Source organism: Cytobacillus kochii (genome assembly GCF_044790165.1).
GTDB classification, from domain to species: domain Bacteria; phylum Bacillota; class Bacilli; order Bacillales; family Cytobacillaceae; genus Cytobacillus; species Cytobacillus kochii.
In genome coordinates this window covers 4,383,999-4,404,889 of record NZ_CP085254.1, presented here as the reverse complement: position 1 = coordinate 4,404,889, position 20,891 = coordinate 4,383,999, and the positions used below count along the sequence as shown (strand labels likewise).

The 20,891-nt window shown below is 36.5% G+C and carries 20 protein-coding genes; 14 read left to right on the top strand and 6 right to left on the bottom strand.

Translation table 11 applies throughout. The features are described from left to right. The first annotated feature begins 182 nt into the window (after positions 1 to 182). The 10 genes from LG276_RS22385 (at position 183) to LG276_RS22340 (ending at position 9,522) form a co-directional block, all read left to right on the top strand. Positions 183 to 2,129 (top strand): transporter substrate-binding domain-containing protein, encoded by a 1,947-nt coding sequence (locus LG276_RS22385; RefSeq protein WP_289434925.1) that lies wholly within the window; start codon positions 183 to 185, stop codon positions 2,127 to 2,129. After that, complete coding sequence (locus LG276_RS22380) at positions 2,126 to 3,469, top strand: sigma-54 dependent transcriptional regulator (protein WP_251162366.1); 1,344 nt, start codon at positions 2,126 to 2,128, stop codon at positions 3,467 to 3,469. Before LG276_RS22385 ends, LG276_RS22380 begins: the two co-directional genes overlap by 4 nt. 142 nt (positions 3,470 to 3,611) lie before the next feature. After that, positions 3,612 to 4,580, top strand: a complete 969-nt coding sequence (locus tag LG276_RS22375; RefSeq protein WP_404292952.1) for a TAXI family TRAP transporter solute-binding subunit — start codon at positions 3,612 to 3,614, stop codon at positions 4,578 to 4,580. Between the two features lies 1 nt (position 4,581). Then, positions 4,582 to 5,682, top strand: a complete 1,101-nt coding sequence (locus LG276_RS22370; protein ID WP_251162363.1) for an ABC transporter substrate-binding protein — start codon at positions 4,582 to 4,584, stop codon at positions 5,680 to 5,682. Positions 5,683 to 5,703: 21 nt separating this feature from the next. After that, the gene (locus tag LG276_RS22365) at positions 5,704 to 6,804 is read left to right on the top strand and encodes an ABC transporter ATP-binding protein (protein ID WP_404292949.1); all 1,101 of its coding nucleotides are present in this window, start codon (positions 5,704 to 5,706) and stop codon (positions 6,802 to 6,804) included. Next, on the top strand, positions 6,765 to 7,706 hold the full coding sequence (locus tag LG276_RS22360; protein ID WP_251162361.1) for an ABC transporter permease: 942 nt from the start codon (positions 6,765 to 6,767) through the stop codon (positions 7,704 to 7,706). The genes LG276_RS22365 and LG276_RS22360 overlap by 40 nt, the downstream gene beginning before the upstream one ends. After that, the gene (locus LG276_RS22355; RefSeq protein ID WP_095371498.1) at positions 7,706 to 8,503 is read left to right on the top strand and encodes an ABC transporter permease; all 798 of its coding nucleotides are present in this window, start codon (positions 7,706 to 7,708) and stop codon (positions 8,501 to 8,503) included. Before LG276_RS22360 ends, LG276_RS22355 begins: the two co-directional genes overlap by 1 nt. Before the next feature lie 129 nt (positions 8,504 to 8,632). Beyond that, complete coding sequence (locus LG276_RS22350; protein ID WP_224936833.1) at positions 8,633 to 8,962, top strand: hypothetical protein; 330 nt, start codon at positions 8,633 to 8,635, stop codon at positions 8,960 to 8,962. A 42-nt stretch (positions 8,963 to 9,004) separates the two neighbouring features. Continuing rightward, positions 9,005 to 9,169, top strand: a complete 165-nt coding sequence (locus LG276_RS22345) for a hypothetical protein (protein WP_404292947.1) — start codon at positions 9,005 to 9,007, stop codon at positions 9,167 to 9,169. A gap of 185 nt (positions 9,170 to 9,354) precedes the next feature. Further along, the gene (locus LG276_RS22340; protein ID WP_404292945.1) at positions 9,355 to 9,522 is read left to right on the top strand and encodes a hypothetical protein; all 168 of its coding nucleotides are present in this window, start codon (positions 9,355 to 9,357) and stop codon (positions 9,520 to 9,522) included. Positions 9,523 to 9,849: 327 nt separating this feature from the next. Here LG276_RS22340 and LG276_RS22335 read toward each other — a convergent pair whose 3' ends face one another. Next, positions 9,850 to 10,266, bottom strand: a complete 417-nt coding sequence (locus LG276_RS22335) for a DUF2798 domain-containing protein (protein ID WP_404292943.1) — start codon at positions 10,264 to 10,266, stop codon at positions 9,850 to 9,852. Between the two features lie 423 nt (positions 10,267 to 10,689). Here LG276_RS22335 and LG276_RS22330 point away from each other — a divergent pair, with 423 nt between their 5' ends. Continuing rightward, the gene (locus LG276_RS22330; RefSeq protein WP_224936831.1) at positions 10,690 to 11,187 is read left to right on the top strand and encodes a MerR family transcriptional regulator; all 498 of its coding nucleotides are present in this window, start codon (positions 10,690 to 10,692) and stop codon (positions 11,185 to 11,187) included. Between the two features lie 170 nt (positions 11,188 to 11,357). Here LG276_RS22330 and LG276_RS22325 read toward each other — a convergent pair whose 3' ends face one another. The 5 genes from LG276_RS22325 to LG276_RS22305 form a co-directional block, all read right to left on the bottom strand. After that, complete coding sequence (locus LG276_RS22325) at positions 11,358 to 12,008, bottom strand: hypothetical protein (RefSeq protein ID WP_095371501.1); 651 nt, start codon at positions 12,006 to 12,008, stop codon at positions 11,358 to 11,360. A 13-nt stretch (positions 12,009 to 12,021) separates the two neighbouring features. Further along, on the bottom strand, positions 12,022 to 12,522 hold the full coding sequence (locus LG276_RS22320; protein ID WP_095371502.1) for a PadR family transcriptional regulator: 501 nt from the start codon (positions 12,520 to 12,522) through the stop codon (positions 12,022 to 12,024). Positions 12,523 to 12,582: 60 nt separating this feature from the next. Further along, positions 12,583 to 15,051, bottom strand: a complete 2,469-nt coding sequence (locus tag LG276_RS22315; protein ID WP_404292941.1) for an ABC transporter permease — start codon at positions 15,049 to 15,051, stop codon at positions 12,583 to 12,585. Beyond that, entirely contained in the window at positions 15,014 to 15,745 is a 732-nt protein-coding gene (locus LG276_RS22310; RefSeq protein ID WP_224936829.1) for an ABC transporter ATP-binding protein, read from the bottom strand. The genes LG276_RS22315 and LG276_RS22310 overlap by 38 nt, the downstream gene beginning before the upstream one ends. A 132-nt stretch (positions 15,746 to 15,877) precedes the next feature. After that, positions 15,878 to 16,576 (bottom strand): 4'-phosphopantetheinyl transferase superfamily protein, encoded by a 699-nt coding sequence (locus LG276_RS22305; protein ID WP_281202806.1) that lies wholly within the window; start codon positions 16,574 to 16,576, stop codon positions 15,878 to 15,880. Between the two features lie 164 nt (positions 16,577 to 16,740). On the opposite strand from LG276_RS22305, the gene LG276_RS22300 reads away from it, so the two are divergent. From LG276_RS22300 to fabF, 3 genes are read left to right on the top strand one after another with little or no spacing between them, the layout of a single operon-like run. Beyond that, the gene (locus LG276_RS22300) at positions 16,741 to 18,006 is read left to right on the top strand and encodes a cation:proton antiporter (RefSeq protein WP_224936827.1); all 1,266 of its coding nucleotides are present in this window, start codon (positions 16,741 to 16,743) and stop codon (positions 18,004 to 18,006) included. A 16-nt stretch (positions 18,007 to 18,022) separates the two neighbouring features. After that, positions 18,023 to 19,585 carry an NAD(P)-binding domain-containing protein gene (locus tag LG276_RS22295; protein ID WP_224936826.1) on the top strand — a complete coding sequence of 521 codons (1,563 nt, stop codon included), beginning with the start codon at positions 18,023 to 18,025 and terminating at the stop codon, positions 19,583 to 19,585. 60 nt (positions 19,586 to 19,645) lie between these two features. Further along, positions 19,646 to 20,887, top strand: a complete 1,242-nt coding sequence (gene fabF / locus LG276_RS22290) for a beta-ketoacyl-ACP synthase II (RefSeq protein ID WP_404292938.1) — start codon at positions 19,646 to 19,648, stop codon at positions 20,885 to 20,887. Positions 20,888 to 20,891 lie beyond the last annotated feature (4 nt).

Sequence of the window (20,891 nt, the reverse complement as noted above, 5' to 3'; positions counted from 1 at the left end):
TCTCTTCTTAGTGTATATATATCCGTTCTACAATAGATTAAACCTTAATGTTTATTGGTAAAAAAATAGAATCATTAATTGATAGATAAAAATGTTCTTTGGAGCCTTGTGTTATGAAAGTGATTTATTTATTATTTAAATATAAAATATTTATAATTTTCTAACATAATAAGGAGATCATTTTGCGCAAAGTATTGCTCGCTTTCATGTTTTTCACTCTCTTCCCATTCACTCATGTCTTAGCAGAAGAACAAGTGTATCGAATAGGAGCAGAAAAAGCGTTTCCACCATTTTCTTATCTTAATCAAAACGGAGAGCTACAAGGCTTAAGCATTGCCGTCTTAGAAAGGATAGCCGACAAAAATGATGTGAAGTTTGAGTTTATCCCAATGGATGGAAAGCAAGCTGAGGAAGCGTTAAGAAAAGGAGAAATAGAAGGTGTTGCCGGGGTCACCTATAGTATAGACAAGGAGAAGTATATGGACTTTTCCACCCCTTATTTTACGATGTCGGATTCTTTAGTGATACCTAGGCGCTTGAAAGACGAAGTAGAGAATATAGAAGATTTGCGGGATACGCATATAGTTTTAAAAGAAGATACGGCTGGATTAAATACATTAATAAACTTGCGAAATAATAACTTTACCGTGACGACTAACCAATACAACGGTTTATTTATGCTTTGGAATGGCCGCGCGGATGTTTTTATTGGCAACAAGTGGACCTCCTATTTTTTTTTAGATCGTTATGAGTTAGAGAAACAATATGTTGTGTTAGATATCATTTTGGATCCTGCAGATTATGCTGTAGCCGTACAAGAAGGGGATGAAGAATTTCGACGGTTCTTAGATAAAGCCATCATTGATTTAAAGGCAACAGGGGAAATGAACCAGCTGGTTGATTTTTGGACGAAAGGTGAAAATGAAGAGGAAATAACAAGGTTAAAGGATTTTATTACTATTTTATCAATATTTATGGCCATTGGTGGTTTTATTCTTATTCTCATTTATATATGGAATTATCGGTTGAAATTAGCTGTCAATAAACATACGAAAGAACTGACCCTTTTGAATGAGGATTTGCATGATCAACGGCAACGCACCGCTGATAGCAATGCTTTTAAAGATCAAATAATCAATAATATAGATGCTGGTATTATTACTTTTGATTTGAATTTTATGATGACGAGTTGCAATCCAAGGGCACTTGATATTCTAGAGTGGCCCCAACAAGAGGGGGTTGAGCAGTCACCTATTTTTAATGAAATACGAACGCATTTCTATCATGATCGTGCCAAACAATTCGTGTTTCACCGAAACGGTCAACGGAAAATTATCTATTATTCACTGAACGAAATGTATAATTCTTTGGAAAATCAAGCAGGGTATTTGCTTACTATCAGAGATGAAACGGAAAAGGTCCAATTAGAGCAGAAGTTACTCACACAGGAAAAGCTTCATGCGCTTGGACAGTTAGTCGCCGGTGTTGCTCACGAAATAAGAAACCCATTAACATCCATTAAAACATTTATCAATTTAATTCCAAGAAAAATAGCACAAAAAGACTTTCAAGAGATGTTAGTCGAACATTTACCAAAAGAAGTTGACCGGCTAAATCAGATTGTCACCGATCTTATTGATTATGCGAGACCAAGCACACCACGTATTCAGCCATGTACTGCATCGGAGTTAACCACTATGCTGACTTTCTTACATGTAACGATGAAGGATGAGCACATTGACTTTCAATTAAAAGTACCAGATGGGTTAGTCTTTTATATTGATCCGCAACAAATTAGACAAGTGCTTTTGAATATTTTACTGAATGGTGTGGATGCAGTAAAGAACGTTACTAGGAAGCGTATAGAGTTAGAGATGTATCATCTAGATGAAGAGTGTGGAGAGATTTCTATTAAAGATAACGGAGAAGGGATGAGTGTGGAGCAACAACATCATATTTTTGATCCGTTTTATACGACAAAAGCAAAAGGAGTCGGTCTAGGGCTTACACTTTCTTATCATTTAACACAAGAAAATAATGGGGACATTAGCGTAACAAGTACGAAAAAAGAAGGGACTAGGTTCGTCATTACTTTACCCATTTATCGAGAGGAGGATTCGCTCAAATGAAGCCAGGTCTACTCGTCATTGATGATGAAGCTGCGATTTGTATGTCAATTAAGTTTGCCTTAGAAGATGATTATCAAGTATATACAACCATAGACCCAAAGGAAGGAATAGAGTGGGTGAAAAGTAAACGAATCGATATCGTCTTATTAGATTTAAGAATGGGGGCTGTTAGCGGTCTAGATATTTTAAAGAAAGTGAAGGAAATACGTTCGGAGCTCACGGCCATTATGATGACAGCTTTTGCTAGCATTGAGACATCGATTGAGGCAATTAAGCAAGGTGCCTATTATTATATTGAAAAGCCGATTGATATGGATAAATTATCTGTATTAATCATGCGCGCACTGCAATATAAACAATTCTCCAATCGGCTGGAGTCAAAAGATAAACAACTGGAAGCACGTGCATTTTTAGGGACAAGCAAGGCGATGCAACAGGTATTCTCAATGATTGATCGCATTAAGGACATCGATTCAAGCGTCCTTATTACGGGAGAAAGTGGAACAGGCAAAGAATTAGTTGCGAGGGAAATTCATTTTTCGGGTAGAAGGTATCAAGGTCCATTAGAGATTGTCAATTGTGCGGCTATTCCTGATAATTTACTAGAATCAGAGCTGTTTGGTTACGAAAAAGGAGCCTTTACTGGAGCCACTCAATCGAAGGATGGCAAATGTGTTGCAGCTAACGGCGGGACATTATTTCTAGATGAAATGAGTGAATTGCCTCTGTCTCTACAAGCAAAGCTTTTACGAGTCATCCAAGAGCGCGAAGTCACACCACTTGGATCAAATAAGAAAAAGCAACTCGACATCCGTATAATTAGTGCAGCCAACAAAAATATCGCGCAAATGGTCAAAAACGGTGAGTTCCGCGAAGATTTATACTTTCGCTTAAATGTGATTCCTATTCATATGCCACCGCTTAGACAAAGAAAAGAAGATATCCCGCTACTCATCAACCATTTGATTCAAAAATTTAATCAATCTATGCACAAACAAAAAGAAGGTTTGACCCCAAAAGCGATGGAAGTCCTTCTCCATTATCCCTATGCAGGTAATGTGAGAGAACTCGGCAATATTATCGAGTATGCCGTGGCATTATCAATGAATCAATTAATCGATGTCACAGACCTTCCGCATTTCGTCCAAGGTCACGCCGAACATCCGATTGAAGAGGATGAAATGATTCAATTACCACTTGGCATTCCGATGAAAGAGGTAGAGAAGCGAGTCATCACTGCTACACTCAAGCACTATAAAGACCATAGGCAAAAAACCGCTCACTCCTTGCAGATCTCTGAGAGGAGTTTGCGGGATAAGTTGAAGAATTATGAGAAATAAAAGAACCGGCAATATTTTCTGCCTCATACGGAAAAAATTGCCGGTTTTTCTTTTGATAAAATTGTAAGCGTATACATAAAACAATATTATGAATTTTGGCATAATATTTGCATTAATAAAAATAAGGAGGATGTTAGTAGGGATGAAGTCATTTTTATGGGTGGCAATTATTTTTCTGTTAAGCGGTTGTTCAAATACTCATTCCGAAATCCAATCTACTTATGATACAAGTAGGGCCCCATCAGAAGAGTTAGCGGTTGGGAAAAAGTCAATCGTGCTGGCAACAGGTGATGTATCGGGTGTGTATTATCCGCTAGGTACGGGATTAATGGCGATTTTAGAAAAATATAATAAGGCTGCTTTTGGTACGAGAGTGACAAATGCTTCGATTCAAAATGCGAAGCTCGTAAGTAGTAACGAGGTAGAACTTGGGATATCGATGGCTGATGTATTGTATTCTGATGAACTATCACAAAAACATTTAAAGGTATTAACCAATCTTTATCGCAACTATATGCAAATCGTTACGTCAGATCCATCCATTGAATCCTTATCTGACTTAAAAGGGAAGCGAGTCAGTTTAGGTGCAGAAGGAAGTGGCACAAGATTTACGGCAGAAAGGCTATTAGAAGCAGCAGGGCTTAGTCAAGAGACAATGGATATTTCGTATTTATCCTTTACCCAATCGGCTGCGGGTATGAACAATGGTACCATTGACGTTGCCTTCCTCTCTTCCGGGTTACCTAATCCAGTGATCGAACAATTACTAGAGGAGGAGAATCTTACGTTAGTTAAGGTAGATGAGGAAACAAGTAAGCGCTTAAATCAGCAATACGAGGGTTATGAGTGGCAAGAAATTCCGAGCCATACATATGAGGGAATAACGGAGCCGACACCGACAGTTACAGTGCAAAACGTGCTGTATGCGAATGAAGAATTATCTAATGAGCTGGCTTATCATATTTTAAAAGGTATTTATGAGCACTTAGATGAATGGGCCGTCTATCATCCAGCCGTAGCAAATATGACGGTTGAAGAATCAGCAACTAATATAGCGATTCCGCTTCATCCAGGTGCCAAACAATATATAAACGAAGTAGGGGGAAAGTAAAATGAAAAAAATCATTACGGCATTATCTATTTTTATGTTGCTATGCCTAGCTGCTTGTGGGGCGCCGACACCACAAAAATCCGGTGAACAAGCAAGTTCAGAAGGCGGAGACTCAGATAGTAAGTCAATTACGGTAGCGGGCAATGGTGGCGTTATTGAACAAACGATAAGAGATGTAATCGCACCGAAATTTGAAGAAGAAACCGGTATTAAAGTGAATTATGTCCCAGGCTTATCAGGAGAGATTCTTTCTAAAGTAGAGCTACAAAAGAATGCGCCACATATTGATATCGCTTTCTTTGTACCAACTGATGTTTATCGGGCGAATGAAAAAGATTTAACTGAGACATTAAGTGAAGAGAATGTACCGAACTTCTCCAATGTCATTGATGATTTCGTTTCTGTTGAGGGTGCGGGGGCACCAGTTTTTGGCTTAGCTATTGCCCCAGCATATAATACGGAATCATTCGAAAAAAATGGTTGGGGACCAATTGAATCTTGGAATGACCTTGTATCCGGAGATTATGAAGGAAAAACAGCATTTGTTGATATCACAAATGACTGGGGATTTAATACATTAAACGCGTTAGCAATGGCAAATGGTGGGAGTACAGATAACGTTGATCCTGGTATAGAAAAAGCGAAGGAATTGGCAGGTTACTCAACCACTTTCTATAAAAACTCAACACAAGTGATGCCAGCGATTCAACAAGGTGCTGCTGACCTATCTGTTTTAGGTTCTTATGTAATTAGTGATTTAGCTGAATCAGGCATACCAATTAAAATGGCGATACCAAAAGAAGGTGTTCCCCTACAAGCCTTTAGTGCAACTTTAGTGAAGAACACACCGAAAGAAGAGCAAGCTCTCCAATTTATTGATTATCTTGTGAGTGAGGAAGCACAATCGTTAATTGCAGAGGAAGGATTCTATCCAATTGCTGAAGGAGTAGAACTACCTGAAAAATATCAAGAATCTATTGGGATAGCAGAGGATGATCCAACATTTAAGCCAGATGTCCCTCAATTCGCAGAAATTAGAGCGGAATGGTCAGATCGTTGGAATAAAGAAGTCGTTCCTGAAATTGGCAAACTACTAGAATAATAGAAGAGGAGGCATAAGGAGATGACGACAGCGATAAGCGACGTAGAAATTAAGGGAGCTATAAAAAAATTCGGATCCAATATTGTTCTTAATTCCATCGATTTAGAAGTAAGGCAGGGTGAGCTTCTCACCTTGCTTGGCCCTTCTGGATGCGGAAAATCGACCACTTTAAATTTAATTGCGGGATTTCTTGAGGCAGACCAAGGAGAGGTGTTTATTAAAGGAAAAAAGGTGACAAAGGTGCCTCCATATAAAAGAGATTTGGGCATGGTCTTCCAAACGTATTCTCTTTTTCCACATATGACGGTTTATGACAACTTAAGCTTTGGTTTAAAATTAAGAAAAATTGCCAAACCAGAACAAAAAAAGAAAATCGATCGCGTCCTTGAACTTGTAAAGTTATCAGGGTTAGAACAACGTTATCCTCGAGAACTGTCAGGTGGGCAAAGACAGCGAGTAGCCATCGCTAGAGCGTTGGTTGTCGAACCGGAATTATTATTATTGGATGAGCCATTATCGAACCTTGATGCGAAGTTAAGGCATGAGCTTCGCTTAGAAATCAAAAGGTTACAAAAGGAAATCGGTGTAACGACTATCTTTGTTACCCATGATCAGGAAGAAGCACTATCGCTTTCCGATCGTGTCGTAGTAATGAATGCAGGTAAGATTGAACAAATTAGTACACCGACATCCATCTACAAACATCCAAAAACAGAATTTGTTTTTCAATTTATCGGTAAATCTAACTCTTTTGAAGGTATGGTTACATCAACAGATCAAGACCGGATTATGGTTCAAGCGGGTCAAGAAGTCACATCAGTAAGTTGGAATAATGTGATTGGAGAGAATCGCGCGTTCCAAAAAGGGGATGAAGTGAAATTATACATTCGCCCAGAAAACATTCATATTTCTGAGTCACAAGAGGCTGTTGATGGATATGAACTACATCGTGCGAAAATCACACAACTGAATTACTTAGGGACTTCTTGGGAAATAGATGTCGCATTTATGGGGAAATCTCTGCAAATATTAACAAATGAGTACCGTTCATCATGGAAAGAGGGAAGCGAGGTGTTTGTAGGATGGAAGCCGCAAGAGCTCAAAATCATCAGAAAAGAGTAGCACCTGAGGGACAACCGCCGCAACAAGAGAAGCGCGCGAAAAAACGGAAGCCATGGGCACCTGGCTTATTGTTATTAACACCGATCCTCTTGTTCTTATTCGGATTTTTTGTTGTACCGATGTTATATATTTTGTACTTAAGCTTTATTTCAACTGATAGCTTAAGTGGTGAAGGAGCTAGTTACAGTTTATCAAATTATATCACGCTCTTTACGGATAGCTATTATTTAAACTCTTTATGGATTACGGTTAAGATTAGCTTATTATCTAGTCTGGTTGCGCTCATACTGGGTTATCCGATCGCTTTAACGATGGCAAAGGCTTCAGCAAAAATGCGCGCACTTATTACACTACTGATTGCTTCACCGCTTTTAGTTAGTATTGTTGTTCGTAACTTTGGCTGGTATTTATTACTTCTACCTAATGGGACCGTTAATACACTATTAATGGATATGGGTCTAATTAGCAAGCCTATGAATCTATTGTTTTCAGAGGTTGGTGTCATTATAGGTCTTTCAAACGCCTATTTACCATTTATGGTACTAGCTATAGTCACAAGCTTATACAATATTGACCCATCATTAGAGAAGGCATCGGCCATCTTAGGTGCAAGTCCATTAAGAAACTTCCTTTCGATTACATTACCACTGAGCTTACCAGGTATTGTCTCTGGTTGCGTTTTAGTCTTTAGCTTATCGATGAGTGCCTACGTAACACCGGCACTTATGGGTGGAGCGAATGTGCCTGTGATGCCAGTTGTTGTATACGATCAAATTAATAATCTCCTGCAATGGACATTTGGATCGGCATTATCATACGTTTTGCTTGGGACAACGCTTCTATCAGTCTTTTTATTTACTCGAGGGTTTGAGAAGAGTAAATTCAAGGAGGTGTTCCGTTAATGAATGCCATTGGGAAATTACGCGGAGCATTGGCTGTTATTGGGATTATCTACATCTTGATACCACTAATCGCTGTCATCCCTGCATCGTTTACAAAAGCAAGCTATCCAAGCTTTCCGCCAGAAGGATTTTCGTTTCAATGGTATACGAAAATCTTGGAAAGACCTGAATTTATTGACGCCTTCATGAATAGTTTGCAATTTGCAGTGCTTGCAGCACTATTTGCCGTTATATTCGGCACACTAGGTGCGCTGGCAATTGCCAAGTATGATATTCCCGGAAAGTCAGCGATTACATCCTTTTTAACGGCGCCACTTAGTGTACCTCAGCTTGTATTAGGGATAGCGTTATTAATATACTTCACACCATTAATGCTTGCGGGTACGTCAATAGGATTCCTGATTTCACATATTATCATTTGTATTCCATACGTGATTCGTTTAGTGTTAACCGGCTTAAGCGGTTTTGATTATAATTTAGAAAAAGCGGGAGCAATCTTAGGCGCCAATCCATGGACCGTCTTCTGGAAAATCACGCTCCCATTAATCCGACCTGCAATTATCTCCGGTGGCCTTTTCGCTTTCTTAACCTCCTTTGATAATGTAACGGTCTCACTCTTTATGATCTCACCTGAAACACGCACTTTACCAATTGAAATATTCTCTACCATGCAAGATGCTTATAATCCAATTGTTGCCTCTGTATCCAGTGTTGTTATATTCATCTCCGTGATACTCATCGTCATCTTAGAGAAAATCCACGGTGTCGGAAAAGTTTTTGGTGGGGGCCATCATTAATTATATCTTTAGTCAGGATTAGCGCGCACATTAATATGTGCGTGCTTTTGCTCGTTCATAACAACAATAGCAGGAATAAACAAAGCGCGTCTTGAAAGTTAGACTAATCAATAATAAGGGTGAATATAAATGAGAAGATTAAAAGAGATTTATAGATATATATTATTTCGGCTGTTTGGGAGAAATTCTAGAAGAGCAGGATGGACATTATTTGCTCCACTAAAGATACTCCCTGAATATATAGTTGATACGGAAAATGGTCAAGTGACTGGGTTAGTCATGTATGATGAGAAGGTTTACTTGACCGTTGTTGTAGATGTTCTGAACGAAAAAACTTCCGTAAAAGGAAGCCTTAGAAGAATCCATAAACTTACGAAACCTTTTAAAAAGCACAACTATATAGAAATGATTGAAGAAGAAGCTAAATATTTGCTTGAAAATAAATGCCCAAATGAGTAATCTCCTCAGGAGGTCTAGAGTAAAGTGGGGGTGTAGTAATAATTGTATAATAAGATAATGGAATATAATCGATACGAACCTGGAAGTTTCAAGTTTCCCTTAACAGCAATTAAAAGAACAGATATTACTACAGTCGGTCATAAAGCAGGGCTTTTCATTATTAATAAAAAGAAATATTTTTATCCTATCATAACGAAGAACAAGTAGTACTCCTTCGTTTAAATAACTTGAATTTGATAGGTGAGTAATTGAAAAAGGTGATCTAAAAAAACTCGAGAAAAGCATGGTGAGGCGCTGTGGTCATATGAATAAATTAAAGTACTGTTTATTAAAGTAACAATCTAACAACTTAGAGAATGGGCAATGATAGATCTAAAGGTAGGAGAATGAATTTGAATAGGATTATTAGTATTACACTTGCCATAGTATTTTTTGCTTTCCTCTTTGGATATGAACCAATACAACTTATTTTTGAAGATGTATTTGCATTGATGTACCCATATTTAATCTTAATAGGCTTTATCACATTAATCATTATTCTAGGGGTGTTTATAAAATAGATCTGAAGATGGCATTCTATCTCTATAAGGATTGATCGGGATGATTAGGGGTATGAAGTGTCTAATCAGTCGGTTTTTTTGTGATTTATATCCTTATATGAAAAAAATAGAGGAATAGAGCAAAAGACACTCGACTCCCTCAGGGAAATAGAGGGAAATTTGAGACCTCACAGGTAATGTAGAGAAGGCTCAAGCGTTCCCTCCCAGTGGAAAGCGAATGTCTGTTAGTGCAATGGAACGGACTTTTTGGCAACTGATTTTTTATAGATTATGATTTGTTTTTGTTCGTTTTGAAGTTAGGTCATTTAATTTTGTCCTACCCCGTTTTTATCCATTTAGTTCTGGTTTTTGTATCGCCGGTTTTATATATTTACATAGTAATTTCCTCGAGATAGGGCCAACGATTAATAACTGTGATGGAAGGGCCACAATAATATTTAAAGCTAATGTCTTTAGATAAGCGGTAAAGATAGAACCTTCAATCCCGATTGTTATCAAGGTCAAGATGATTCCGTATGCTGACATGATGCCAACCATTATAGGAACCATACAAAGAGCAAAAACAATAATAAAGTTGAATTCTTTTGATTGATCATAAGGTAAAGATCTTGCAAGTTTGTGTGCGACTGGCTCAACGAAAGACTCTGCGATAAAAGCAACAATAAACGTTATTGCAAATTGAATCAATGCACTACCTAAGCTATACGATGAAAAGCCGTGTAAAGCAGAGTTGTAAACGGACATGATTAAAACCATCCCAAAACACATGAATAGGCCAAAAATAAGGCCTTCTTTTTTATTACTAGGCAAATGAAAAACAACCTTTCTTTTAAGAGAATAAATGTAATTATATCGGTTCAAATTTTTCTTCATAAGTGACATATTTGTGAATTTTACTAAGAGATTTCATTTCCTTATATATCTTTTGGGGTTTTTTAACGAAATTAGTTTTGCTAGTTTAAATTTAAAAACATATAAGTTTAACTAATAGGGCTCTCGTTAAAAATCGTTCTTTTGAGGGCATTTGTCATTTGCCCATAGAAGGAGTGAAGTTGAAAAATTGTTTAATAAATAGGGATGGAAGCTTCTCATTACGAATATCCGCTTTTTTAACGAAATATTTAAAATTTATAAATAACTACTATATTGAATGTTGAGGAATATGTTATGGTAAAGTTACACAATGAAAAAATATTGCGAAATGAGAGGATGACCATTAAAAAGACTAAATATTGGACAGTTGGAGACTTATCAAAACTAACGGGGCTTACGTTTCGAACTTTACGATATTATGATCAAATTAGTTTATTATCTCCATCTGAATATTCCGAATCTGGACATAGGTTATATGATGAGGAAGACATTTTAATTTTATTTCAAATTCTTACTCTGAAAGATTTGGGGTTATCACTCGAAGAGATTAAATCTACTTTGAAAGATGAAGATTACACACCTAACAAAGTCATTAACCTTCATATAGAGCGGCTGAAAATTGCGATAAAAAATCAGGAAGGTCTTTTAAAAGAATTACAAAATTTATCTTCTCTTATGCAACTAGAACAACATATATCATTTGATGATTTAGCCCAGGTTTTAATGATGAAAAAGAATGCAACACCTACCCAGAGAAGAAGTAAAGCATTAACCTTTAAAGAAATCACATAGTATGATATTTGGTAGAAAGAAGGAGCCCATTTTTCAACATATGTATTATTACTTTGATATTTGCATGGTTTGAATCATAGGTTCAAAAAAGTAAGTAAAAAGCCCGATTACCCTCAAAAAACTGGTAAACGGACTTTTGTTTTATAAATGTGATGGAAAATCATTTCTAATTATGACGATGCGTGTTTTTTCGATTCTTTTGGAAAAATTGTGTAGGAAAAAGAAATTAATCCATCAATAACTAAAATAATTGTCCAAATCCTACTTAAGTTATTTGTTGCTGAATGATCAAAAGGGAACGCAGCGTTACTTGATGCAAACCATTGTTGAAAGAAGTCCCCTATAGAACTAATCGTGGAGAATTGGTTTGATAATCCAAGAAAAAGGGCTAAAAGAATATGCACACCTAAAAATATGAGAAGATGCATAAAAAAGTGTTTTCTTTCTACAGCAGCAAATTCCTTTCCATCCAACTCTTTTACTTGATCTTCTATATTAATTGTTTCGCCTCTCCAGTTTGCTACTTTTTTCTGTATAAATCGATCAAGCTTTCTGAAATCTGATTTCCCATAGGTAAATGCGTATACAATCACAATTAATATAACAACCTGGTAGCTTGTAAATTCACCAGTTCTCATATAATCCATAAAGCCCATTGTGGCAATCCATAGGTCGTTCACTATAAAAATGCCGAAGAACAGAAAACTGAGCTTATTTAACTTGAACCAATATCTTAAAATGAGAAAAGATAGTATTGAAATCCAGAAAATAACTTCAGCAGCAATAAAGAACTCCCATTTATGGTCTAAAATAAAATCCATTTAGTAAACCCTCCTAATTTTCTGTAAGCATTTCTATCCATTTCATGTCAGCTTCAAGATGCAGTATCTTACCATCAATTAAATAATGAATGGCCTCATTTTCTTCAGAAAATACGTGACTATTTCTTAGCTGTTGTAATTGAAAGATGTTTTTAATGATAAGTTCCTTATGTTGTTTAATCATCTCGCCAAGATTTTTAAATGATAGTTGTTTTGCACAAAGTAATTTAAAGTAAAACTCATCTTGAAGGAGAGAGCTTTCAACCGGTAGCAATAGCCATTTTTGAAGCTCAGCTTTCCCCTTTGGTGTAATGCGATAAATTTTCAGTTCTGACTCTTTTTCTTGTGCTTCTTGTACAAATTCATCTCTAATTAATCGATCAATCGTTGTATATATTTGTCCAGCGTTTAAATCCCACTGTTTATAAACCATAGATTCGAAAGAGACTTTTAAATCATAACGATGGCGAGGAGACTGGGATAAAAGCGTCAATATGGCATGCTTTACTGACATATAAATTCCTCTTTCCTCTTTTTAATAATATGAATGGGTAGTTGTAAAAATTCTACCCATCTAATCTTGTTTAAGTGATTTTGATATCGTTATTTTATTCACTGTATATGAAGGTAATACTGAAGCTGCTATGCTGACAATTAAGCCACAAATGATAGAAATAAGTATTGTCTCTATTGGTACAATAAATTCTATCAGTATATCCTCTGAGGTTTTGGCGTTTAAATAGATTGTGGCAATTCCAAGAAATATGCCAATCAAAATACCGTTTAACCCAATAATAAGCCCTTCACTTATGATGGTTTTATAGATTTGCCATCTTGTAAAAGCAATAGCTCTCATCACGCCAATTTCCCTAACTCGGTCCATTACATTCATTGTTAATGTGTTTAATATACCAATTCCCGTTATGATGATAGCAATCATTAATAATCCACTGAAGAGTGATTTTACGCCTGGAAGGGCACGCTCTTGTTTAGATATTTCCTCATTTAAAGTCTGTACAGAGCTTAAATCAAAAGGAAAAGTGTTAAGAAGTTCATTTTTTACAGAGCTTTCATCTGTATATTCATCTAAGAGTATTAATCCCTTAGAAGGAGACACATTGGGATGCAGTTGGTTGATATTCTCTTCTGAAATAAACGCAGTATAACCACCATATTGTGTTGTATTAACTCTCCCAACAACTCTTAAGCTGTTTTCTTTTCCGTTTTGATAAATAGTCATAGTATCGCCTATTTTTCCGCCCCACTCACGAAACGCATATTCTCCTAGTAAAATGGTATCTTTTTCTTCAAGGGCATCCAATATTTGCTTTTGCTCAGATGCATTAGCGTAAAATAAAGGATTATTACTATACCAATCATTCTTCACTTCTATCATTGTAAATTGGCGATTCTCATCGCCTATGCTCCAAGTGGCTTGGCTTTCGCTATAAGCCATAACATCTTTTACACCATCCATCTGACTTATCTGTTCTAGTTTTTCATTAGAGATCGATGTCTCACTGCTAAACTGAATATTACCACCAAAGGAACGGATGACATCTCGGCTTATGTTTTGTTCTAAAGAAGTAAAGATAGATGAAACGAGTAAGCCAAGACAAATAGCAATGGCAAGAATTAATGACATATTTGAAGAACGATTTAATGTAAGCAATGTGCTCTTTCCGGCAATACTTCCTTCGTATCCCAAAAATGAGGTTTTAGAAAAGAGAATCGTCAAAGCCTTCATCATTATAGGATATAAAAGGATAACAGCTACTAAAAGACAAACGATGGATATGGCATGAGGAATAAACACACCTAATAATACAATACACCCAATGATCGTTCGCTTTTTTTGACCGCTGACCTTTTCAGTAGGTATGGACTTTAAGCTACTAATCACATCTACTTTGCTAGCATAAGTAACCGGAATTAAAGATGCGAGCATAGGTATGATAATACCTAATAAAATGGAAAGGGGAAGTGCATACATGAATTGCATTTTGACTTCAATGTTTGTTTGGAAAGAACCGAATAACCCATCTTGGAGTAAGTTTGCTAGCATAAACCCTGATGGAATGCCAAGAATAAGTCCAATAATTACGAGATATAAGACTTCCATAAGAAATAGGATTTTGACTTGGTTAGGTGTATAACCGACAGTCTTCATGATGGCTATTTCATTCTTTCGTTCCGATACACTAACATAAAGGGTGTTGTATAAAATGAAAGCCCCAATAAGCATGGCGAGTCCACCAATGGCATAAAGCATGAAATACAACTCTTCTAATTGATTGGTTTGTCTTTCATCTAAAACGACCTTTTGAAATATGAGTTCTTCATTTTGTAAGCTGTCCTTTATTGCTGTTATACTGCTTAATTGTTCCACATTCTCTTTAAACTTTATTCTTATTTCACCAATTTGGTTTGGTGCATGATACAATTCTTGAATATTATCTAAAGTTGTAAGAGCTCGCCAATTCTTATTACTTGCCTCATTCCAGCTTGCTGGACCTTCCAACAAAGCTGTATCAGCTACAATTGCTGATATGGATACATCTTTATTACCTTTAGGAAGTTGGATATTCAATATTTCCCCTGCGCGTAGATTCCACAAATCGGCGGTAGTCTCTGATATAATAATGCCCTTTTGATCAAGGTTACCAGCAATGACATCTAATGATAATAACTCGTTATCAAAGGAAGAAAGCCCGGTTAATCTCAGATTGCTTTCAGCGGAATGATGTGCACTATCTAAATTAATTTTTGTTTGTCTATGGACTAGCCCTGTTATGCTACTAATATCTGAGTTTGTTTCAACTTCATCCAATATTTCTTCTGAAAAAGTATTGGATGTTGAATTTATGGTATAATCAGCGTTCCCTGTGAACTCCTTTAGTTGCTCCGTTGTAAGATATTTTGCCGTTTCGACAGTGCTGATAACTGCGAACATCGTGGTAATGCCAATGAGAATGGCCAATAAAGTAAAGAAGGAGCGTGATTTTTTACGAATTAAGTTTCGTAATGATGCTAGCCATAGCATTTTGATCCCCGCCTTCTGCTTGCTTAATATCCGATTCAATCATTCCGTCTTTTAACAAAATAATACGATTCGCAAAGCTTGCTGCATACATATCATGAGTAACCATGATAATCGTGAGTTTCTGGTCTTGGTGAAGAGAAGAGAGTAGTCTTAATATCTCTGTTCCCATTTTCCTGTCAAGATTGCCAGTCGGTTCGTCTGCGAGTACTAACTTTGGTTCCATTGATAATGCTCTTGCTATGGAAACACGTTGTTGTTGACCACCACTTAATTGCGAAGGATAATTTTTTTCTTTGCCTTCCAGTTTTGTGGATTGGATGAGATTAGTAACAGTTGTTTGAATACTCGCTTTTGGCAAACGATCGGCGTGCATAGGAAAAGCAATATTTTCTTCAACTGTCATGTTAGGAAGAAGCTGATAATTCTGAAATACAAATCCAATATTCTTTCTGCGGAAAAGTGTTCTTTCCTTTTCTGACATGTCTTGAAGTTTTGCATGATTAACTTGGATGTTTCCAATATCCGCTTGGTCAAGGCCACCAAGGAGGTTCAATAGCGTACTTTTTCCAGAACCCGAGGGTCCCATAATTGCAATAAATTCCCCTTCATTTATTGTTAAATCAATGCCCTTTAATACTTCGTATGATTCCTTTCCAATTTGATAAGTTTTCTTTATACCTTCTATTTGAATCATATAAAGCCTCCTATTCCGTATATACTCAGTATATATGTTGTATACTCAGTATATACCACTAATATATACTGAGTATACACTAAATGCCAATTTTTAATAAAAATAGTTCAATCTCCCTGTTAATACATTTCACTAAAAGAATGAGTCATACTTATAAAAGAAGGGGGAGACAGGCTGTGATGTACAAAGCGACAATATATAACTAGAAAGAGTGTAAGTATTTAAAAATAATGAATCAGTAGGATAGTTTCTTAAACAAACATCCTTTGAAATGATGGTATGAATTAATTTAGGGTCAGTATAAAACCCAACACCTAATTGTTTTAGTATGGATTCCTTTTGTGTCCAGCAGTGGATGAAAGCTCGTTCGCCATCTGATTCTATTTTCTTCAACTGGTCCAATTCTGTATTGGACATGAATAGCTCAGCTGTGTCATTCATATCAGGTTGGTAAGGTTTGATTTCCTCGATATCAATTCCAACTGAATGGCTTAAACTAATTGCAATACAAGCCCAATCATTTGAGTGGCTTATATTAAAAGTATAAGGATGTTTATGCTTGTTAGATATGTACGGTTTGCCGTATTTAGAGTATTGGATATGGATTGAAGCAGGAGGAGTATGCAAATAATACCCGAGCAGATTTCTAAGTGCATATCTACAGGTTAAATAGCGATGTCTTTCCTTCTTATGTATAAATTGATTGGCTTTAGTGATTTCAACTGCTGAAAGTATACTGTATTGTTCCGTGTATATTTTACTCAGGTCAATTAACCATATGGCACATTCCCCGTCTATGATGTGATGCATCTTCTCTTTAAAAACAACCATTTTCCCACCTTCTCGTTTTTTTATTTACATTCTCATACTAATAACTTACTAAAATATGGCTATAACGCAATAGAATCAATTTAATTTTGCGTAAAATACGGATTTTTGAAACCCTTTAGACTATTAAACTTTAGGAGAAATAGTACAAGAAAAGGAGCCGTGATATGGGAAATGAGATGCATATATTTATAAAAATGTTAGTAGTTTTTATCCTAATATTGATTGCCTCCAGAAGTGTCGGAAGGTTATGCACTTATGTCGGACAACCACGTGTATTAGGGGAAATGTTAGCAGGGGTAATATTAGGACCAACATTATTTGGAGCAGTATTTCCGGGCCTGTATGCAAATTTGTTTGATGCTGATATTAAAAATATCCTGTACATGTTTAGTCATTTAGGGCTGGCACTTTATATGTTTCTAGTTGGTATAGAGGTTAATTTTAAAAAGTATGATAAAAAGTTTTATCGAAACTCAGCAAAATTATCGCTATCAGGTTTTTTAATACCCTTCGTAGCAGGAATCGCTTTGGCTTTTATTTTGAAGGATGCTTTCTTTCAAGGGGGGAATTTCCTCCATTTTGCATTGTTTATTGCCATTGCAGTTTCCATGACAGCTTTTCCTATGTTGGCACGTATTCTCCAAGAAAAAAACATGATGAAGACAAAAATAGGTGGAATTACACTTTTATCTGCGAGTGTGATAGATGTCTTAGGCTGGTTGTCGCTAGCTGCAGTTATTGCTTTAGTAGAGACAAATTCCCTCAAAGGTGGAGGCGTGACATTCCTCGGAACGATAATCTTTGTCATTGTTTTATTTAAAGTATGTAAACCGTTACTAGAGAGAATATTTGTAAGCGTAGTAGAAACAGGAAAGATGCAACAGGGGCTTTTAGCGCTGATACTTGTCCTCGTTTTAAGTGCAGCAGCATTTACTGATTATATAGGGGTGTATTCAGTATTTGGTGGTTTTATGATGGGGCTTATTATGCCTAAGAATAAAGTGTTTGAACAGCAGGTTCGATCAAAATTAGAAGACATTGTAGTGGTCTTTCTTGTCCCCATTTTCTTTACGTACTCTGGGATCAACACGCAATTTACTACATTGAACATTTCGATGCTCATCATGTTTTTGATCATTCTTATTTTTTCTTCTATCAGTAAATATGCTAGCTGTTTGATTACTATGAGGGCAGCTGGATTTGGATGGAGGGAGTCATCAGGGGTAGGTTCTCTAATGAATGCCAGAGGATTAATGGAATTAATCGTACTTAATGTTGGCTTAACATATAACATTATTTCTCAAGACTTATTTAGTTTAATGGTTTGGATGGCAATTATCACGACTGCGATGGCGTTACCTGCTTATCATTTTTCGGAAAAATTTAAATTCAAGAAGGCGCTACCTTCAAATACTATCACAATAAAATAAAAGGAGAGATTTATATATGGAAGTAAAAATGGACAATCATATCTATGATGTATTGATTATTGGTGGAGGACCAGGTGGAATACAAACGGCACTTACTTATTCAGAGGTTTGCAGAGAGAATGGGACTGAACCTAATATGGTCGTCCTAGAGGCTTTTAACAGAGCTGGATATAGCTTCACAAAATATCCCGTTCACGAAAAACTGATTAGTAATAATAAATTGTATACCGGCAAACCATTTAAAAGCCGATATGCAGAAAGGTTTGATTGGAATAGCTTAATTACAAAAGAGAAGAATATATTAATGAGAAATTATAGCCAGGATTTTTATCCAAATAGGAAAGCAATTGTTGATATGTTAAATGATCTTATTGATGAATGTCATATTCCTATTAGTTATGATACTCAGTGGATTCAAACGAATAAAACAGAACAAGGGTTATTTGAGGTTGTTACTACTAAAGGAACCTTTACAAGCAGAACAGTTGTTGTAGCAACAGGTCTAAAACCTGTTATCCCAAAAATAGAGGGAATAGAGCATATAACTATGTATGAAAATATGAAAACAAAAGAATCATACAGAGACAAGCGTGTTCTTATCTTAGGGAAAGGCAATAGTGGACTTGAATGTGCGCAGGAGATATTAAATGAAGCGAATGTGATTATGGTAGCAAGCCCCTCCTCAGCAAAAATGGCTTACAAAACCCACTATGTTGGAAATATCCGAGCGGTTAATTCGATTTTTGCAGAAAACTATCAACTTAAACATCAAGCAGCACTACTTGATTGCCATATAAAGAGTATAGAGAAAGTAGCAACAGGATTTAATGTAACCGTTGAATATATTCATGCAGAAGGTGAAGTTGAAACACTTTTTTTCAATGAAGTAATTGCAGCAACAGGCTTTAAGTCAAATATAGATCAACTGATAAAGGATTTTAACATCCAGTTGATGCATAAAAAATTCCCATCGATCAATGGGGTATTTGAATCGACAGAGGTATCTAATTTGTATTTTGCTGGGGCACAAACACATGGTCTGGATTATAGAGGATATTCTACAAGTGGATTTATTCACGGGTTCCGTTATAACTCTCGAATCCTTGCAAACCATCTAGCTGAAAAATTTAATATCAGTAAAATGGAAAAGTCATTAGTACAAGATCCATCCAAGAGGATATTAGATGAGTTGAATGAATCGCCAGAATTATGGCTTCAGCCTGGATATGTGGGCTACCAATTGAAATTTGATGGGCATCATTGGTATGAGAATGGTCATCGGACAATCAATGAATTTAAAGATTCAACATTGAACACTAATGAATTAACCTTCTTTATTTCGCTGGAATATGGGGACATTAGGAAATTTGAAGAAACATTTAGTATTCCAAGAGTACCAGGGGATGCTACACAAAGTGTGCATATTCATCCAGTGATTAGAGTGAAACAGGGCGACGAAATAATTAAATATGACTTAGAAGAACATTTGGAATCAAAATTTGATGATGATCTTTATATTCCAGTAATAAAAGAGATCGTGACAAATGCATTGGAAAAGGAGTCGTCATTATCCTACTAGACTATTGATTTTTTTTACCAGTTTAAAAATCTATTTTTGCAGTAATTAGGAGGATAAACATTGAAACAAAAAGCAGTTGTAACCGGGATGGGTGTTGTCACCCCTATTGGAATTGGGGTAGAGCAATTTTGGGCAAATTTAATTCGTGGTAAAAGCGGGGTAGAGGCCATTTCTAATTTTGATACGGAGCCTTTTACAACTAAGTTTGCAGCACAAATCAAAGATTACCAAGCCGAAGACTATTTTAATAGTAAGGAAATAAAACGTATGGATGCATATACTCAATATGCATTAATTGCGACAAAAGAGGCACTTAAACAATCACGTTTGCCCTTACAAAATATTGACCCCTATCGGATAGGTGTAATCGTTGGTTCGGGTTCTGGCGGGCTTAATACTGTATTAGAAAATGATAAAAGGCTGATTGAGCGAGGGGCTAAAAGGGTCAGCCCCTATCTTGTTTCATCTATGGTAGTAGATGCAGCCTCAAGTGAAATCACTTTATTAACTGGCGCTAAAGGGAAGAGTGGCGCATTTGTTACTGCCTGTGCCACGGGTACAAATTGTGTAGGTGAAGGTTTAAGAGCAATCCAGTGGGGTGAAGCAGATGTAATGATTGTTGGCGGAGCAGAAGGAGATTTGACCCCATTAGATCTTGCGGGATTTTCTAATATTAAAGCACTATCCACTAGAAATGATGACCCACAAGGTGCAAGTAGACCATTTGATAAAGATAGGGATGGGTTTGTACTAGGAAGTGGTGGGGGAGTTCTTATTCTTGAGTCTGAAGATTTTGCAAGAAATAGAGGGGCTACTATTCTAGCTGAAGTCGCTGGATATGGCTCTACTTCAGATGCCTATCATCAGACTGCTCCTGACCCAAGTGCTGAGGGAATGATGATGTCAATGAAGAAAGCTATTGAGGATGCTGGCGTAGAACTCTCTGAAATTGATTATATCAATGCTCATGGTACGAGTACAAAATACAATGATTATTATGAAACAATGGCCATTAAAAAACTGTGGGGTGAAGCAGCAACACATATTCCCATAAGTGCAACAAAATCAATGACAGGCCATTTACTAGGGGGAGCAGGAGCGGTTGAACTAGTAGCAAGTATCTGCTCTATAAGGGAAAATCTTATACATCCTACAATCAATTGTGATCATATTGATCCTGAATTAAATCTTAACTTTGTCCCACATGAGGCAGTAGCGAAACAGGTAAAAGTGGCTTTGAGTAACTCATTTGGGTTTGGTGGTCATAACGCAAGTTTAGTAGTGAAAGAATGGAATGTGTAAAGGG

What these genes read in the sequence shown, in the direction of transcription:
- LG276_RS22310 (WP_224936829.1), bottom strand. Translation starts at nt 15,745, where the DNA reads ATGATTCAAATAGAAGGTATAAAGAAAACTTATCAAATTGGAAAGGAA.
- LG276_RS22300 (WP_224936827.1), top strand. Translation starts at nt 16,741, where the DNA reads ATGGGAAATGAGATGCATATATTTATAAAAATGTTAGTAGTTTTTATC.
- LG276_RS22355 (WP_095371498.1), top strand. Translation starts at nt 7,706, where the DNA reads ATGAATGCCATTGGGAAATTACGCGGAGCATTGGCTGTTATTGGGATT.
- LG276_RS22380 (WP_251162366.1), top strand. Translation starts at nt 2,126, where the DNA reads ATGAAGCCAGGTCTACTCGTCATTGATGATGAAGCTGCGATTTGTATG.
- LG276_RS22375 (WP_404292952.1), top strand. Translation starts at nt 3,612, where the DNA reads ATGAAGTCATTTTTATGGGTGGCAATTATTTTTCTGTTAAGCGGTTGT.
- LG276_RS22365 (WP_404292949.1), top strand. Translation starts at nt 5,704, where the DNA reads ATGACGACAGCGATAAGCGACGTAGAAATTAAGGGAGCTATAAAAAAA.
- LG276_RS22295 (WP_224936826.1), top strand. Translation starts at nt 18,023, where the DNA reads ATGGAAGTAAAAATGGACAATCATATCTATGATGTATTGATTATTGGT.
- LG276_RS22315 (WP_404292941.1), bottom strand. Translation starts at nt 15,051, where the DNA reads ATGCTATGGCTAGCATCATTACGAAACTTAATTCGTAAAAAATCACGC.
- LG276_RS22320 (WP_095371502.1), bottom strand. Translation starts at nt 12,522, where the DNA reads ATGTCAGTAAAGCATGCCATATTGACGCTTTTATCCCAGTCTCCTCGC.
- LG276_RS22305 (WP_281202806.1), bottom strand. Translation starts at nt 16,576, where the DNA reads ATGGTTGTTTTTAAAGAGAAGATGCATCACATCATAGACGGGGAATGT.
- LG276_RS22335 (WP_404292943.1), bottom strand. Translation starts at nt 10,266, where the DNA reads ATGTCCGTTTACAACTCTGCTTTACACGGCTTTTCATCGTATAGCTTA.
- LG276_RS22370 (WP_251162363.1), top strand. Translation starts at nt 4,582, where the DNA reads ATGAAAAAAATCATTACGGCATTATCTATTTTTATGTTGCTATGCCTA.
- LG276_RS22325 (WP_095371501.1), bottom strand. Translation starts at nt 12,008, where the DNA reads ATGGATTTTATTTTAGACCATAAATGGGAGTTCTTTATTGCTGCTGAA.
- LG276_RS22350 (WP_224936833.1), top strand. Translation starts at nt 8,633, where the DNA reads ATGAGAAGATTAAAAGAGATTTATAGATATATATTATTTCGGCTGTTT.
- LG276_RS22360 (WP_251162361.1), top strand. Translation starts at nt 6,765, where the DNA reads ATGGAAGCCGCAAGAGCTCAAAATCATCAGAAAAGAGTAGCACCTGAG.
- LG276_RS22330 (WP_224936831.1), top strand. Translation starts at nt 10,690, where the DNA reads ATGGTAAAGTTACACAATGAAAAAATATTGCGAAATGAGAGGATGACC.